Origin of the sequence: Xenophilus arseniciresistens, assembly GCF_028023875.1 — a bacterium.
GTDB classification, from domain to species: domain Bacteria; phylum Pseudomonadota; class Gammaproteobacteria; order Burkholderiales; family Burkholderiaceae_C; genus Xenophilus; species Xenophilus arseniciresistens.
Map to the genome: position 1 here is coordinate 346,125 of NZ_JAQIPB010000001.1, position 14,562 is coordinate 360,686.

At 71.4% G+C, this 14,562-nt stretch carries 17 protein-coding genes; 8 read left to right on the forward strand and 9 right to left on the reverse strand.

The window, feature by feature from the left end:
- Positions 1-21 precede the first annotated feature (21 nt).
- Genes PGB34_RS01440 through coxB form a run of 3 tightly spaced genes read right to left on the reverse strand, consistent with a single transcriptional unit; the run spans position 22 to position 3,574 of the window.
- Positions 22-417 (reverse strand): hypothetical protein, encoded by a 396-nt coding sequence (locus PGB34_RS01440; protein WP_271426286.1) that lies wholly within the window; start codon positions 415-417, stop codon positions 22-24.
- Complete coding sequence (gene ctaD / locus PGB34_RS01445; RefSeq protein ID WP_271426287.1) at positions 414-2,933, reverse strand: cytochrome c oxidase subunit I; 2,520 nt, start codon at positions 2,931-2,933, stop codon at positions 414-416. Before ctaD ends, PGB34_RS01440 begins: the two co-directional genes overlap by 4 nt.
- A gap of 8 nt (positions 2,934-2,941) precedes the next feature.
- Complete coding sequence (gene coxB / locus PGB34_RS01450; RefSeq protein ID WP_271426883.1) at positions 2,942-3,574, reverse strand: cytochrome c oxidase subunit II; 633 nt, start codon at positions 3,572-3,574, stop codon at positions 2,942-2,944.
- A gap of 66 nt (positions 3,575-3,640) precedes the next feature.
- Here coxB and PGB34_RS01455 point away from each other — a divergent pair, with 66 nt between their 5' ends.
- Positions 3,641-4,138, forward strand: a complete 498-nt coding sequence (locus tag PGB34_RS01455) for a DUF2231 domain-containing protein (protein ID WP_271426288.1) — start codon at positions 3,641-3,643, stop codon at positions 4,136-4,138.
- A 2-nt stretch (positions 4,139-4,140) separates the two neighbouring features.
- Here the strand turns inward: PGB34_RS01455 and PGB34_RS01460 are convergent, their stop codons facing one another.
- The 5 genes from PGB34_RS01460 to PGB34_RS01480 all read right to left on the reverse strand — a co-directional run bounded on the left by PGB34_RS01460 (position 4,141) and on the right by PGB34_RS01480 (position 8,725).
- The gene (locus PGB34_RS01460) at positions 4,141-4,563 is read right to left on the reverse strand and encodes a CopD family protein (protein ID WP_271426289.1); all 423 of its coding nucleotides are present in this window, start codon (positions 4,561-4,563) and stop codon (positions 4,141-4,143) included.
- A gap of 320 nt (positions 4,564-4,883) precedes the next feature.
- The gene (locus PGB34_RS01465) at positions 4,884-5,291 is read right to left on the reverse strand and encodes a hypothetical protein (protein ID WP_271426290.1); all 408 of its coding nucleotides are present in this window, start codon (positions 5,289-5,291) and stop codon (positions 4,884-4,886) included.
- 134 nt (positions 5,292-5,425) lie between these two features.
- Positions 5,426-5,740, reverse strand: a complete 315-nt coding sequence (locus PGB34_RS01470; RefSeq protein ID WP_271426291.1) for a hypothetical protein — start codon at positions 5,738-5,740, stop codon at positions 5,426-5,428.
- A gap of 6 nt (positions 5,741-5,746) precedes the next feature.
- Positions 5,747-7,267: a GGDEF domain-containing protein gene (locus PGB34_RS01475; RefSeq protein ID WP_271426292.1), complete on the reverse strand. Its 1,521-nt coding sequence runs from the start codon at positions 7,265-7,267 to the stop codon at positions 5,747-5,749.
- Positions 7,268-7,447: 180 nt separating this feature from the next.
- The gene (locus PGB34_RS01480; RefSeq protein ID WP_271426293.1) at positions 7,448-8,725 is read right to left on the reverse strand and encodes a phospholipase D-like domain-containing protein; all 1,278 of its coding nucleotides are present in this window, start codon (positions 8,723-8,725) and stop codon (positions 7,448-7,450) included.
- 323 nt (positions 8,726-9,048) lie between these two features.
- Between PGB34_RS01480 and PGB34_RS01485 the strand changes: the two genes are divergently transcribed.
- Both PGB34_RS01485 and PGB34_RS01490 read left to right on the forward strand, forming a co-directional pair.
- Positions 9,049-9,285: a hypothetical protein gene (locus PGB34_RS01485; RefSeq protein WP_271426294.1), complete on the forward strand. Its 237-nt coding sequence runs from the start codon at positions 9,049-9,051 to the stop codon at positions 9,283-9,285.
- Positions 9,286-9,329: 44 nt separating this feature from the next.
- On the forward strand, positions 9,330-9,638 hold the full coding sequence (locus PGB34_RS01490) for a plasmid stabilization protein (protein ID WP_271426295.1): 309 nt from the start codon (positions 9,330-9,332) through the stop codon (positions 9,636-9,638).
- A 7-nt stretch (positions 9,639-9,645) separates the two neighbouring features.
- On the opposite strand, the gene PGB34_RS01495 is transcribed toward PGB34_RS01490, so the two are convergent.
- Positions 9,646-10,125 (reverse strand): hypothetical protein, encoded by a 480-nt coding sequence (locus PGB34_RS01495; protein ID WP_271426296.1) that lies wholly within the window; start codon positions 10,123-10,125, stop codon positions 9,646-9,648.
- Between the two features lie 254 nt (positions 10,126-10,379).
- Between PGB34_RS01495 and PGB34_RS01500 the strand changes: the two genes are divergently transcribed.
- The 5 genes from PGB34_RS01500 to PGB34_RS01520 all read left to right on the forward strand — a co-directional run bounded on the left by PGB34_RS01500 (position 10,380) and on the right by PGB34_RS01520 (position 14,555).
- Positions 10,380-11,099, forward strand: coding sequence for a glycosyltransferase (locus PGB34_RS01500; protein WP_271426297.1), 720 nt, complete (start codon positions 10,380-10,382; stop codon positions 11,097-11,099).
- A gap of 11 nt (positions 11,100-11,110) precedes the next feature.
- Positions 11,111-11,368: a hypothetical protein gene (locus tag PGB34_RS01505; protein ID WP_271426298.1), complete on the forward strand. Its 258-nt coding sequence runs from the start codon at positions 11,111-11,113 to the stop codon at positions 11,366-11,368.
- A 140-nt stretch (positions 11,369-11,508) separates the two neighbouring features.
- Positions 11,509-12,687: an MFS transporter gene (locus tag PGB34_RS01510; protein ID WP_333909004.1), complete on the forward strand. Its 1,179-nt coding sequence runs from the start codon at positions 11,509-11,511 to the stop codon at positions 12,685-12,687.
- Positions 12,688-12,780: 93 nt separating this feature from the next.
- Positions 12,781-13,806, forward strand: a complete 1,026-nt coding sequence (locus tag PGB34_RS01515; protein ID WP_271426300.1) for an acyl-CoA dehydrogenase family protein — start codon at positions 12,781-12,783, stop codon at positions 13,804-13,806.
- The gene (locus PGB34_RS01520) at positions 13,806-14,555 is read left to right on the forward strand and encodes a PIG-L deacetylase family protein (protein ID WP_271426301.1); all 750 of its coding nucleotides are present in this window, start codon (positions 13,806-13,808) and stop codon (positions 14,553-14,555) included. Before PGB34_RS01515 ends, PGB34_RS01520 begins: the two co-directional genes overlap by 1 nt.
- Positions 14,556-14,562: the final 7 nt, after the last annotated feature.

Below are 14,562 nucleotides of genomic sequence, written 5' to 3' on the forward strand. Positions count from 1 at the left end.
GGCGTGTTCCCCTCCTTCGCTTCAGACACAGGGCGGCAGCCACAGCAGCGGCAGGCCGACGAAAGCCGTGGCCGCTGCGGCCGTCAGGTACAGCAGGGCCGAAAGGCCCGCCAGGAAGCGGCGGCGCACGGCACGCTCGCGGTGCGCCGGACCTTCGGGACGCAGCGCGCGGCGGCCGCGCCAGCATTGCCAGGCCGCGGCCAGCAGCAGGGCCACCGTGGCCAGCGTGAGCAGCAGGAGCGAGAGATTCACGCCGGTGAAGGGGCCGCGCGCCGGCGCGGGCGGCGCCACGGCGCAGGCCACCGAGAGCGCGCCATAGGCCGCCACGAACCACAGCGACCACAGCGTGAAGCCGGCCGCCACATGCCAGGCCCGGTGCGGCGCCAGCCAGGCGCATGCCACGCGCGAGCCCTTCATGGCGCGAAGCCCATCGGCGCCAGCGAAAAGGCCAGCCAGGCCACGGCCGTGGCGCCCGCGCTGTAGTGCCACCAGGCCGCCACCACGCGCGGCTCATAAGGCCGGTGCACGCCCACCCAGCCGCGTTGCACGCGCGCGGCCTGCATCAGCGCCAGCAGGCCCGCCACCAGCGCATGCAGGCCCAGGTAGATCAGGGCCACGGCCAGCACGGCGTCGTGCGCAGTGCGGCGCGGCTGCAGCGGCAACTGCCACAGCAGCGCGGCCAGCGCCAGCGTGGCCGCCAGCCCCAGCACGCCGGTCAGCGCAAGCTGCAGGGCCGCATGGCGCGCGTGGCCCCGGGCCAGGCCGCGGCGCACGCGCCACAGCAGCAGCACGCCCGCCAGCATGGGCGCCAGCACGCCTCCCATGGCGCCGGGCCCCAGCATGGGCCGGGCCGGTGCCTGCCACTGCGGCGCCACCGTCCACAGGTAGAACCAGCCGAAGAGCAAGGCGCCGTACAGCGCGCCGTCGGCCAGCAGGCTCAGGTTCATGCCCCAGTGGCCCGGCCCGTCCAGGCCGTGGGTGTGCGGGCGCACGGCCCTGCCATCGACCACCAGCGGTGCGGGCGCCCCGCCCTGCGCCGCGCCATAGGCCGGATGCTCGCCATTGACCCAGGACCAGCGCAGCAGCTGCACCAGCACCAGCAAGGCCACCGCCGCGGCCGGCAGGTAGAGCTTGCACAGCAGCAGCACGCACAACAGCGCCAGCAACGCGGCCGACTGCAGCGGCAGCCAGCTGTTGCCGGGCAGCACGATCAGCTCGGTGGGCCGCGCGGCCACGGCGCTGCTGCCCAGGGTTTCGCGGCCCGCGTCGGCGCGCGCCAGCGCATGCGCGCCTTCGGCCATCTCTTGCGGCAGCGCAGGCCGCGCCCACAGCGGGTGGCGCGCGCGCACCGGCGCCTGCGAGGCGAAGTTGTAGGGCTCGGGCGGCGTGGCCGTGGCCCATTCGAGCGTGCTCGCACCCCAGGGGTTGACGCCCGCACGCGCGCCCAGTCGCCAGTGCAGCGCCAGATCGATCAGCACGGTGACGATGCCGAAGGCCATCACGAAGCCGAAGACCGAGGAGACGAGGTTGGGCAGTTCCCAACCCAGGCCCGCCTCGTAGGTGTAGACGCGCCGCGGCATGCCCAGAAGGCCCGTCCAGTGCATGACCAGGAAGGTGCCGTTGAAGCCGATGAAGGTGAGCCAGAAACCCGCGCGTGCAAGCCGGCGCGAAGGCATGCGCCCGCTGACGTGCGGCAGCCAGTGGTACAGGCCCGCGAGCAGCGGAAACAGCATGCCGCCCACCAGCACGTAGTGGAAATGCGCGACCACGAAGTGCGTGTCGTGGACCTGCCAGTTGAAGGGCACCAGCGCCAGCATCACCCCGGTGAGCCCGCCGGCCACGAAGACCAGCAGGAAGGCGCCGATCCACAGCATGGGCACCTCCCAGCGCGGCCGGCCGGTCCACAGGGTGGCGATCCAGGCGAACAGCTGCACCGCCGTGGGCACGCCCACCAGCATGCTCGCGGCCGAGAAGAAGGCCTGCGCCAGCGCCGGAATGCCCAGCGTGAACATGTGGTGCACCCACAGCCCGAAGCTCAGGAAGCCCACGCCGATCAGCGAGGCCACGACCCACACATAGCCCACCAGCGGCCGGCCCGCGAAGACCGGCACCAGGGTGGAGATGACGCCCGCGGCCGGCAGGAAGATGATGTAGACCTCGGGGTGGCCGAAGAGCCAGAACAGGTGCGCCCACAGCAGCGGGTCGCCGCCGCGCGTGGGGTCGAAGAAGGCCCAGCCGGCCGCGCGCTCCAGCTCCAGCAGCAGCGAGCCCAGCACCAGCGGCGGGAAGCCGATCACGATCATCAGCGAGGTGACCAGCATCGACCACGCGAAGATGGGCATCTTCTGCAGCGCCATACCGGCCGCGCGCGTGCGCAGGATGGACACGGCCAGCTCGATGCCCGCGGCCAGCGTGGCGATCTCGACGAAGGTGATGCCGATGAGCCAGAAGTCGGCGTTGATGCCCGGCGAGTAGCGGTTGCTGGACAGCGGCGTGTACATGAACCAGCCCGCGTCGGGCGCCAGCTCGAACACCAGCGAGCTGGTGAAGATCAGCCCGCCGAAGAGGTAGCACCAGTAGCCGAAGGCCGAAAGGCGCGGGAACACGAGGTCGCGCGCGCCCAGCATCTTGGGCAGCAGGTAAGCCGCCAGCCCCTGCAGCACCGGCACGGCGAACAGGAACATCATCAAGGTGCCGTGCATGGTGAAGGCCTGGTTGTAGGCCCCGGGCCCCATGAAGTCATGGCCCGGCAGCGCCAGCTGCGCGCGCAGCAGCATGGCCAGCACGCCCGCCACCACGAAGAAGAAGGCGGCCGTGAGCATGAAGCGCAGCGCGATGGTGCCGTGGTTCACCGCGGCCAGCGTGCGCCAGCCCGGCGGGTTGCGCCACACGGCATGCAGCGCGTCGCGCAGGGCGCGGCCTTCTTCCGGCATCGCGCCGCTCATGGCGCCGCCCCCGTCGCGCCGGCGCGCAGCCACTGCTCGAAAGCCTCGGCGGACATGGCCTGCACCTGCATGGGCATCTGCGCATGGCCCGTGCCGCAGAACTCGGCACACACGCCGCGGTACAGGCCCGGCGCATCGGCCTGCAAGCGCAGCACCAGCGTGCGGCCCGGCACGGCGTCGAGCTTGCCGCCCAGGCGCGGCACCCAGAAGGAATGGATCACGTCGGCGCTGCGCGTGTGCACGTCCACGGGCCGGCCGGCCGGGATGCGCATTTCGCCGCGCAGGCGCGCGCCGGTGTCGGGATAGTGGACCTCCCACCACCACTGATGGCCCGTCACCTCCACGCGCAGTGGCGCCTGCGCCGCGCCGGGCCAGGGCAGCTGGTGCAGGCCTGCGGGCGAGCCGAAGATCAAGAGCGCCGTGATGGCCACGCCGGGCAGCAGCAGGCCGCCACCGACCAGCCAGCGCCGCGCCACGCGCTGCGCCTGCACGGGCGGCAGCGGCGCGCGCCTGCGCATGGCCCAGGCACCGGCCAGGCACACGCCCACCAGCACCAGGGCCGCCACGCCGAACATCCACCACCAGACCTGCGCGATGGCCTGCGCCGAGGGGCCGGCCGGGTCCAGCACCGACAAGGGTCCGCGACATGCGCCGAGCGCGGGCAGCAGCGCCAGGGCCCACACTGCGGCATGCCCATGCCTGACACGCGCGCCGCCGATGCGCCTGCCGCCCTGCCCGAGCCCATCCTGAGCCGGGCCGCCATTGCGGGCCATCCGCTGCATCCGATGCTGATCCACTTTCCGGTCGCGGCGCTGATCGGGCTGCTGGGCACCGATGCCGCCTGGCTCTGGACGCAGGACCCGTTCTGGGCCCGTGCCGGCCTGTGGCTGGCCGGCACGGGCGCGGCCGGCGGCTGGCTGGCCAGCATCGCGGGGCTGGTCGACCTGCTGGGCGTGGCGCGCATCCGGCGCCTGGTCACGGCCTGGGGCCATGCACTGCTGGCCGTGATGATGCTGTCGCTGGCCTCGATGAACTGGGCGCTGCGCTGGCGCGCCGACGACCCGGCGCAGTGGCTGTGGCCCTGGGGCGCGGCCATCACGGGCCTGACGGCGCTGTTCATCGCAATGGCGGCCTACCTGGGAGGCCGGCTGGTGTACGAGAAGGGTGTGGCCGTGGACCTGGGCGCCGACTGAATTCAAGGCCGTGCTCCGGGCTGGGCCAGCACCAGCCAGGCAATGGTCAGCAGCAGCGGCAGCAGCAAGGCGCCCACCCCCAGCGCGGCGTGGCGCGCGGGCTGCCCGCGCTCCAGGCGCAGGATCAGCAGGCCGAAGCTCGCATGCCCGAGCACCAGCAGCGCGACCAGCGCCAGCTTGGCCAGCAACCACACGCCCAGCGTGCCGTGCCAGATGAAGATCAGCGTGCCCGAGGCAATCGCCAGCAGCGCCGCAGGCGTGGCGCCCCACACGAAGAGCGCGCGCAGGATCTCGTCGTCGGCGGCACCGAGCGCGACGGGCCGGCGCTGCGCGCCACCGGCCGCTGCGACCGCCAGCGGCAGGTACAGCAGCGCGCCGCACCAGAGGATGACGGCGCAGATGTGCAGCAGCTTCAGCCACGGCATGGCGGCCTCCGGGCAGCAAGGCGGGGTGCGTTCAATGCCGGCACAAGGGCGCTGCGCGGCCACGGGCGGCCAGGTCGGGCGGGCCTTCGAACAGGGTTGCGGGGGTCTGGTTGCCGGGGTGGCTGCTCATCGCTGTCTGTCCTTGTCTGGCTCGGTCGCTTCCCTTGAATGCATCCTAGGCATTCGCGAGCGGCGGCCCTGTCGGACAACAGGTGAAGTGAGCGGGCGCCTGCAGACGCGCGCCATTCCAATAAAGAAGGCCCGGCCACCGCGAGGTGTCCGGGCCTTGTGGGTTGCGCGACCGAGCCGGCCGCGCGCGATCAGGACTTCATGGCCTTGATGTCGGCCTTGGCCTTGGTGTAGTCGGCGTCTGCCTGCTTCTTGCAGGCGTCCTTGGCTTCACCGCTGCTGTCGTCGCACTTTTCCTTGGCGACTTCATGCATGCCCTTGGCCTTGGCTTCTGCGACCTTGCGCGTGTTGCTTGCGCTGGGCTTGTACTGCTGTTCCAGCTCGGCCTTGGCCACGTTCTGCTTGGCGTCGGCTTCCTTCTGGCACACGTCCTTGGCGTTGTCCTTGAGCGTGTCGCATTGCGCCTTGGCAGCCTTGTGGTCGGCTTCGATCTGCTGCTTGGCGGCCTTGTGCTGGTCACCCGTCATCGACTGGGCATGTGCACCCGACAGCGCGAACAGGCTGGTGGCGATGGCAATGGCGAGGGTCTTGGTCTTCATGTGTGCGACTCCTTGGGTTGTGGTGCGGGATGAAGTGTGCGGCGGCTGAAATGGGCACCTTGTAGGTGCATCGGGAACGCGGCTGTAGTCGGTGCGTGACTGGCGCGATGGCTAAGCGCCGACGCGCCGCGTTCTCAGCGGAAATGGACGACGGGCGCGCGCGCAGACTTCCCGGCCGCAGACTTGGGTCCGAGCCGGGTCACCCTGACCAGCCGCCAGAACCATCGCAGCCGGCCATGCAGTTGCGCAGCCTTGAGCGAGAAGTCCAGCCGGACCTCGCCTGAATAACGTGCGTACAGTGTGACGCACACATAGGGACGCCACACGGGGCAGGCGTCCGGCAAGGCCTGCACGGCGGTCAGGATGTCAACCTCGGTGGGCTGGGCTTCGGCGCGGATCAGCGGCATCTTGAGGACGTGGTGCTGGTGGAGGAATGCGGTGACCGGCATGCGGGCTCAGGCCTGCTCGATTCGATTGCGCCCGCCGCGCTTGGCGGCGTAGAGCGCGCCGTCTGCGCGGGCGATGAGCTGGGCGGGCCCCTGCCCGGGCGCCGCGACGGCGATGCCGATGGAGACGGTGATCCGCGCGGCCGGGTCGGCCGCGGTGCCGATGCGCAGGGCCTCGACCGCGCGTCGGATCTCCTGCGCCACGGCCGCGGGGCACGGGTGCGCCTCGAGCAGGACGGCCAGTTCCTCGCCGCCGAAGCGTGCGGCAAGGCCGCCGGAGCTGACGGCAAGGTGGCGCACGGCCTGCGCCACCCGGATCAGGCATTCGTCGCCGGCCAGGTGCCCGTGGGTGTCGTTGTAGGCCTTGAAGTGGTCCACGTCGATCATCAGCAGGGCCACCGCCGCGCCCGGGCTGCGGCCGGGCGCCAGCAGGCGCTCGATCTCGGCATCGAAATGGCGGCGGTTGGCCAGGCCCGTCAGGCCATCGTGGCGCGCCATGTGATCGAGCTTGAGATTGGCTGCCTCCAGCGCCACGCGGGCCTGCCGGGAATCGGCCTCGGCCCGCGCGCGCCGGCGGATCACGCGCACCAGGTAGATGCCCGAGCCGCCCACCATCGCGCACAGCACCACCGCCCAGGCCGTCTGCATCACGGCGCTTTGCCGCCACGAGCGGAAAGCCTCATGGGTGGAGAGCGACACGGTCACGTACAGCGGGTAGTGGCGCAGGTGCTGGAAGGTGATGAGCCGCTGCACGCCGTCGATGGGCGAGGCCGCGCGCACCGTGCCCTGCGACCTGCCCAGCAGCTGCGCATGCACCTCGCTGCCCGCGATGCTGCGGCCCAGGTCGGCCTCGTGCAGAGGTCGGCGCAGCAGCACGGTGCCTTTCTTGTCCAGCAGGGCGATGGCGCCCTGCTGCCCCACGTCATAGGCCGCCAGCAGCGCGTGGAGCTCGTGCACGCTCAGGGTGGCGAGCACCACGCCCGTGAAGGCTCCGGCCGGATCGTTCAGGCGCCTGGAGATGGGGATCAGCCAGCGCCCCGAGATGCTGCCGAGCAGCGGCTCGCCGATGTGGACCGACTCGCTGAGCGACTCGCGATGGTGGACGAAGTAGTCGCGGCTGCGCACGTCCAGGTCGTCCAGGGCCTGCGGCTGCGTGTGGACCACCGCGCGTCCCTGGGCGTCGAAGATGAACAGCCCGCCGAGCTGGCGCACCTGTGCGACCGCGTTGACCAGGTTGGGCTGGATGCGCGCCAGCGCTTCGGCCGTGAGCGCCTGCTGATCCAGCGCGAAGGCGACATTGCCCAGCAGGTTCTGCGTATCTCCGATCAGCGCATCGAGCTGCTGCGCCACGGCGCTGGCCAGGTTGGCATTGGCCTGCACGATCTGCTGTTCCCGGTCGGCATGGCCGCGCCAGGCCATCCAGGCGCTCGCGCCCAGGATGACGGCACTGACGAAGAGCACGAACACCCGCGCCAGGCGGACCACTCCCGCCTCGCGACGCCTGAAGTCCGACGATCTGAAGAAACTCATTCGCTACGCCTTGTCGCACTGCGCCCGCTCGCTGGACGCGACGGTTCGCGTCACCTGCGCACGCGCGCACCGCGCCTGAGGGGGGACGCTGCGCATGGTGAAAAGGCCGCGGGCCGGGCGGCGTAGGCCGGTGCTCCATGTGGCCCTAGGCGTGGAGGAAGGCCAAGGCAGGAGAGCGCTTCAGAGCAATTGCCGCAGCGAATAGCAGGCATGCTCCTGCAGCCTGCGGCACCACGGTCGCCGCTCCCATTCGCGCAGGGACACCGGCCGTGCACACTGCAGCAGCCGATCGAAGAGCGCGTCCAGCTGGGCCGCGGTGTCGGCATCGAAGATGCCCAGGGTCAGCTCGTCGTTGGTGTCGAAGGAGCGGTCGTCGAAGTTGCTGGAGCCCACGGCGCTCCATGCGCCGTCGATGGTCATGATCTTCTGGTGGATCAGCCCTTTTTCACACTCGAAGAGCTGCACGCCGCAGCGCAGCAGCTTGCCGAAGTTGCGCCGCGCAGCCAGGTTGACCACCACGTTGTCGGTGGCCTGGATCGCAGGCATCAGCACGCGCACCTGCACGCCGCGCCTGACGGCGGCGCCGAAGGCATCGATGGCTTCAGGCTTGGGAATGAAATAGGGGTTCTGCACCTGGATGCGCTGGCGCGCCATGCAGATGGCCGCATGGTGCAGGATCTTCACGGCCGGCGCGGAGCGTTCAGGCTTGGCGTAGGCCGCATGCATGGCCAGCCCGCCGGCCGGCGCCAGCACCGGGAACACCGCTTCGCCCGCGAAGAGCTCGCCCGTCTCGGCGGCCCAGTTCTCGCTGAACGCGCCCTGCAGCGTGCTCACGATGGGCCCGCGCACGCGCACGCTCACGTCGTAGGCACGCAGCGGTTCCGTGGCCGGCGCCCGCTCGGCCAGCCAGGCATCGGTGTAGCAGTGCCCGCCCAGCAGCGCCTCGCGGCCGTCGGTGATGACCAGCTTGCGATGGTCGCGGTCGGTCAGCACGCCCAGGTTGCGCAGGGACCAGCGGTGGAAGAAGGCCAACTGGCAGCCGGCTTCGCGCAGCTGGCGCCGCCCCGCGCGTCCCATGCGCCGCCCGCCCATGGCATCGAGCAGGATGCGCACCTGCAGACCCCTGCGGGCCGCATCGCACAGCGCGCGGCTCATGCGCGTGGCGACCTGGCCGCGCTTCCACAGGAAGTTCTCCAGGTGCACGCTGTGGCGCGCCGCGTCGATCTGGCGCTCGGCCGCCTCGAAGAAGGCATCGTCGAAGACCAGCTGTGCCGAGTTGCCGGCCACCACCGTGCCCAGGCTCAGGCCGGCCAGCGACACCATGCGCGCGTGCATGTCGCCCTCGCATTGCATCTCCAGCACGGGCGCGCGATGGCGCCGCACCGACCAGAGCACCAGCAGCAGCACGGCCGCGATGGCCGCCAGCACGCCGGCGGCCCAGAGCAGCCAGGGGTTCATCCGGTTTCGCTTTCCGAGGCGGCGCGGGTCAGTTCCATGACGAAATTGGCGGGCGAAAACTGGCGAGCGAAAAACGCCCACCGCTCAGGTGGGCAAAGGCCCGCAACGCGGGCGACCTCGAAACACCCACCTTATCGACGCTGGCCAGCCTGCGTGTAGGCAACGAACAGCGCTGCCCGTCGGCCATGTCCGGGGCCCGCACGGCGGCACGGCATGGCGCCAATTCCTACCTCGCACGGGACATCCAACTACAGCCAGCCGGGCGCACGGGACTAGATTGAAAGCGACCCTTCACCAACGACCACCACCCACAGGAGCCTGCGATGAGTCAATGCGAAGTCTGCGGCAACGAATACCACCGCCCCTTGCTGATCAAGGTGGACGACACGGAGCATGTCTTCGACAGCTTCGAATGCGCGATCGAAGGCCTGGCGCCGCGCTGCGGCCATTGCGGCTGCCGGATCATCGGCCACGGCATCGAGGCCGGCTCTCAGCGCTACTGCTGCGCGCATTGCGCCCGAAGCTCGGGCGTGACGGGCGTGGCTGACAACGCGCATTGAGCCGGCGCGCACCGCCCCCTTCCCAACACACACAGGAGCCCCCCATGCCCAGAGGCGACAAGTCGGCCTACACGGACAAGCAGAAACGGCAGGCCGAGCACATCGAGGAAGGCTACGAGGACCGCGGCGTGCCCAAACAGGAGGCCGAGCGCCGCGCCTGGGCCACGGTCAATGCCGAAACCGGCGGCGGCAAGAAATCGGGCTCGGGCCGCGGAAAGGCCGAGAACCATGCCCCCTCGCGCAAGGGCGGCAAGGCCGGTGGCGCCGCTTCGGCCCACAGGACGGCGGCCGAGCGCTCCGCTTCCGCCAAGAAGGCCGCCGCGACCCGCAAGCGCAACAAGGCCCACGCGTAGGCCGTCTTCAGCGGCGGTGGCGCGCAGCGCCCACGCCGAGCGCCACCACCGCAGCGCCTGCGCCGACGATCAACAGGTCTTCGATGAGGCCGCTGCGGGTCTGGCCCATGCGGGCCATGGCGCGCTTGCGGCCGGCCAGCGTGAGGTAGGCCATGGGCACCGCCGTGCCCACCGCGATGCCGGCGCCCGCGGCGCTGCGATCACGCGGCGCGAGCGCAGCGCCGGCGATGCCCGCACTCAGCGTGCGGGCCAGCAGCCCCAGGAACACGGTGCGGTCGGGGGCGCTCTTCATCTTGTCTCCCGCCAGTTCGCCCAGGCCCAGCGCGAGCGCGCCGAAGCGGAACAGCGGCCTGTCCAGCAGCACCAGCGGGCCGGGCGTTGGCCGCCCCAGCAGGCGCGCCGTGGCCAGGGTGGCCATGGGCGTCATCGAGCGCGCGCTGGCCACGGCGCCGATGAGGAAAGAGGGAATGAGGTCACGAAGGCTCATGGGTGTGCGGGGCTGAAGAAGGTGGGCCGCTGATGGGCGGCGTGGCGATGCACTCTTTCCTGCGGCGCGCCGCCGCTGCGGCGGTGCAGCGCGCCATCGCGCGTAGGACGCTGCCAGGGCGGCCCGTGGCAGCACTCCGCAGGCCTGTGCGGCCGCGGGTTCACTGACACGGCAACGCTGTGCGTGCCGACGCCGGGCCCGGCCTGCACCCCCCAAGGTCTGCAGCCTTCCCCTCCACTCCCGCCAGGCTTCCCATGATCGGCATTGCCATTCCTGCGCACAACGAAGAACAGAACATTGCGACAGCGGTGGCCGCGGCCTGGCGAGCGGCCTCGCACCCCGACCTTCACGGCGAGGAATGCCGGGTCGTGGTGGCGCTCGACCACTGCTGCGACGCCACGGGCACGCAGGCCCGCGAGGCCGGCGCCTGGACGGTGGATCTGGCGGCCCGCAGCGTGGGGCAGGCGCGCGCCATGGCGGCCAACGTGCTGCTGGCCGCCGGCGCACGATGGCTCGCCTTCACCGACGCCGACACGGTCGTGAGCGAAGGCTGGCTGGTGCAGCAGCTTGCGCTGGGGGCCGACGCGGTGTGCGGCAGCGTGGCCGTGCAGGACTGGTCCTGCCACGGCAGCCATGCCGCCTACGCCCAGGCCTGCTTCGAAGCCACGTATCGCGACGTCGATGGCCATCGCCATGTGCATGGCGCCAACCTGGGCGTGTCGGCGCAGGCCTATCTGCGTGCCGGCGGCTTCGCACCGCTGGGCTGCCACGAAGACGTGGCGCTGGTGCGCACGCTGCAGGCGCAGGGTGCGCGCATCGCATGGAGCGCGCAGCCGCGCGTCTGGACCAGTGCGCGCCGGCAGGCGCGCGTGCGCGGCGGCTTCGGCGACACGCTGTGCGCGGCGCTCGACGCGGTGCTGCCTTCGCTACCTTCGCTGCCCTCGCTGCCCGCATTGCCGGTGGCGCCGGGTTGAGGCCCGCGGACATGGCGTGGCTTTCATGGCTGCAGTGGCCGGCCTTTGCCGCGTCGCTGGCGGCCGCCTGGCTGGTGGGCTCCAACACGCGGCGGCGCCGCAACATCGGCTTCTGGGTGTTCCTGCTGAGCAATGTGCTGTGGATCGCCTGGGGCTGGCACACCCAGGCCTGGGCGCTGATCGCGCTGCAGCTGGGGCTGGTCGTGCTCAACGTGCGCGGCCTCTTCAAGACCGAGGACCAGGCGGCCGCCTCCCAGGGCCCGGACTGACGAAAACGATCTGTTGCGGGTTCATCGCGGGGCGCGAAGAATAGGCGCCCTGTCCAGGGCCTGCCCACACTGTTGCAGCAGGGCGCGCACGGTGGCGCGCGCGGGCTCGGGACGCAAGGCGAACCATGAAGAGAAGTCCTGTGTTCTGGATCGTGCTGGCCCAGTTGTGCGGCACATCGCTCTGGTTCAGTGCCAACAGCGCTGCCGATGAGCTGCGGCAGCTGTGGGGCCTCTCCACGAGTGACATTGGCTGGCTCACGAATGCCGTGCAGGCCGGCTTCATCATCGGCACGCTCGTCTTCGCCCTGAGCGGGCTGGCCGACCGCTTCCCGGCCAGTCGCATCTTTGCCGCCTGCAGCGTTGCCGGTGCCCTGCTCAATGCCTCGTTCGCGCTGTGGAGCCGCGGCTTGGCGGATGCGATGCTGTTTCGCTTCGGCGTCGGGCTGGCGCTGGCCGGGATCTATCCGCTGGGGATGAAGTTGATCGTGAGCTGGGATCCGGCGCGCGCGGGCCGAAGCCTCGGACTGCTCGTGGGAATGCTGACATTGGGGACCGCACTGCCCCACGGCATCCGGGCCTTCGGCGCTTCTTTCAGCTGGCAGGCCGTGATCCTGGTCTCTTCGGCTCTGGCGCTGGCAGGCGCCGTCATGATGGGCCTGCTGGGCGACGGGCCCCATCTGAAGCGTGGCGCCGCCGCGCCCCCCCGCCTGGGTGCGCTGGCGGCATTCCGCACGCCCGACTTCCGGGCCTCGGCTTTCGGCTACTTCGGCCACATGTGGGAGCTTTACGCCTTCTGGACGCTGGCGCCACTGCTGGTGATGCCGGTCCTGGCGCGCAACGCCACGGCGCAGGCGTCGGCCGTGTCGGGCTGGGCCTTTGCCATCATCGGCATCGGCTGCCTCGGGAGCATGGTGGGCGGAGTGCTCAGCTCGAAGATCGGCAGCGCCAAGGTCGCGTGGGCCGCGCTTGCGACCTCCGGACTCGCATGCCTTCTCTTCCCGCTGGTGGCCAAGGCGCATCCCGCCGCTGTTCTCGCCTTGCTGCTCGTTTGGGGCTTCGCGGTCGTGGCCGACTCGCCTCAGTTCTCCGCGCTCTCCGTCCACGCGTGCCCTCCAGGCCTGGTGGGCGGCGCGCTGGCCATCCAGAACAGCGCCGGCTTCTTTCTGACCACCGTCTCGATCCAGCTGGCGACCTCCACCTACGCGCTGCTGGGAGACCGGGTTTCGTGGCTGCTCCTCCCCGGCCCCCTGGTGGGACTCTGGTGCATGCGCCGTTTGCTCAGGCCCGGCTCCAGAGAAGCCGCCACAACTTCGGCGTAGCGACTGCGAGATGCGCGGCCAGTGGGCCGGCCTACGGCGCCTGGTGACGCGCACCGACGCCAGCGGCCGCGGCGCCCACGCAGCATGGGTGGCATGCATGCCCCTGCCACCGACGCCCAAGCCCTTCACCGTTTTCTGCGCGCACGCACCGGCGCCCGTGTCTCGCTTGCAGAGCTGGTGACGGCCGGCCTTGACCGGCTGCCGCTGCCGGCCCAGGGCCAGACCCTCGCGCGCTGGCAGTTGCTGGCCTGCGTGGCCGCGCATGACCTGAGCCTGGTCAAGCTCTATGAAGGCCACACCGATGCGCTGGCCATCCAGGCGGAGCTGGGGGCGCCCGACGTGCCGCCGGGCAGCCGCTGGGGCACCTGGTGCGCCGAACCGCCGATGGCCCGGCTGCACATGGCGCGCGACGGCCAGGACTACAGGCTACACGGCGCCAAGGCCTGGTGCTCCGGCGCAGCCCAGCTCACGCACGCGGTGGTCAGCGGCTGGGACGCGCAGGGCCAGCCCTGCCTGGCCCGCGTGTGGCTCGAGCAGCCGGGCATCACGCGCAGCCAGGAAGGCTGGCAGGCGGTGGGCATGCGCGAGACGGCCAGCTGGGACCTGCACTTCGACAATGTGCGGGCCATGCCGCTGGGCCAGCCCGGCGACTACACCAGCCGCCCCGGCTTCTGGCAGGGCGGCGCCGGCATCGCCGCGTGCTGGTGGGGCGGCGCCAGCGGCATCGCGCAGATGGCCCGCGAAGCCCTGTGCGCGCGCGACGAGCCCCATGCCCGCGCCCATCTGGGGCAGATCGATGTGGCGTTGAGCCAGAGCGCTGCCCTCCTGCGCGAGTGCGCGGCCTGGATCGATGAACACCCCAGGGCCTGCGCCCGCCCGCAGGCCCTGCGCGCCCGGCTGGCCTGTGAGGCCGCCGCGGAGGCCGTGATGCGGCACGCCACGCGCGCGCTGGGCGCAGGGCCGCTGTGCCGCCATGCACGCTTCGCGCAGGCGCTGGCCGATCTGCCGGTGTTCCTTCGGCAAAGCCATGCAGAGCGCGACCTGGCCGCACTGGGCGCAGAGGTGGCGCAGCACGGGCAGGCCGCAGGCGCGGCCATCCCCTTGCATTGGAGCCTCTGATGGACCGCTTCATCCACGCGGGCCAGGCCACGCCCGAAGCGCGCTGGCTGGCCTGCGAGGCCCTGCGCACTGCGCCCGCCATTCACGCTGCCGAACTGGTGCCTGCGGGCCATCGTGCCGTGGTGCTCGCGCCGCATCCGGACGATGAAGTGCTTGCCGTGGGCGGGCTCATCCGCCAGCTGGCCCGCCTGCAGCGGACGCTGTGCGTGCTGGCCGTGACTGACGGCGAAGCCAGCCACCCCGGCTCGTCCTGCTGGCCTGCAGGCCGGCTGGCTGCAACCCGCGCACGCGAGCAAGGCCGCGCCCTGCGCGTGCTGGGCGTGCCCGCGCCCGTACAGCGGCTCGGCTTTCCCGACGGCGGCGTGGCGCCACGGCAGCAGGCGCTGGCCGAAGCGCTGCGCAGGCTGCTGCAGCCCAACGACATCGTGTTCACCACCTGGCGCCTGGACGGCCATCCCGACCACGAGGCCACGGGTGCGGCATGCGCCGATGCCACCGCCCGCTGCGGTGCGCAGTGCGTGGAAGTGCCGGTCTGGGGCTGGCACTGGTCCAGGCCCGAAGATGCGCCCATGCCCTGGCCGCGTGCGCGCCGCCTGGCACTGGACGCACAGGATCTCCGTGCCAAGCAGCTGGCGCTGCGGGCCTTCCGCACCCAGCTGCGGCCCGACCCGAGCACGGGCGCCGCGCCCATCCTGGACGCGGCCTCGCGCGCCCGCGCCGCCCGGCCTTTCGAGCTGCTGTTTGTCTGAAGCACGA